At 59.2% G+C, this 652-nt stretch carries 1 protein-coding gene; it reads right to left on the reverse strand.

What is annotated here, in order from left to right:
- Nucleotides 1-652, reverse strand: a 652-nt coding sequence (locus QP140_RS09760; protein ID WP_284759465.1) for an IS1249 family transposase, incomplete at both ends; no start/stop codon positions are given.

Below are 652 nucleotides of genomic sequence, written 5' to 3' on the forward strand. Positions count from 1 at the left end.
GCGGTGGGCGTCGGCGATGCGTTTGAGTTGGGCGTTGATGCCGCCTTCCAGGCTGTTGGTTGTTGATGCCCAGCGCTGTGGTTCGAGTGCTTCTGGTGGGGGCTGCAGGTAGGTAAACAGCCATCCTTTCCGTGAGAGGTGCAGCAGGGAGTTGTATGCCTTGCGAACTCGCAGGTGGGTCCATTCCCACTGGTGATTGAGGGTGCGGCGCTCTTTCGGCACGGATGTCTTCTCATTGAGAAAGTCCTTGTAGACCACCCCGAAGTCGTGCATGCGTAGTGTCCATTCGCGTGCTTGGTCGAGTGTGGTGATCTTGGTCAGTTTCAGCGCTAGGGCGTAGATAGCTTTGCCGGCGTCGGTGCGTGGACGCGATGTGGTGTAGCGACGGATGACGCGTTGGGCATGGACGAGGCAGCGTTGAATCTGTGTGTTGGGCCAGCAGGCTTTGATTGCTGAGTAGGCACCTTGGCCACCGTCGAGGACGACGCATAACGGTTCGGCGATATCACGCAGTAGTTGTGTGTAGGCGTGGGCTGACTCGCGTTTGGCCCAATGCCAGGTGATGACGTGGTCACGGCTGGCTGCCACAAGCAAGCAACCAGCGTCGGTGTAGGTGCCGTCGATGAAGATCTGGTCGTAGACCCGGTTGGGG

Source organism: Corynebacterium sp. UMB9976 (assembly GCF_030212265.1).
Lineage (GTDB): Bacteria > Actinomycetota > Actinomycetes > Mycobacteriales > Mycobacteriaceae > Corynebacterium.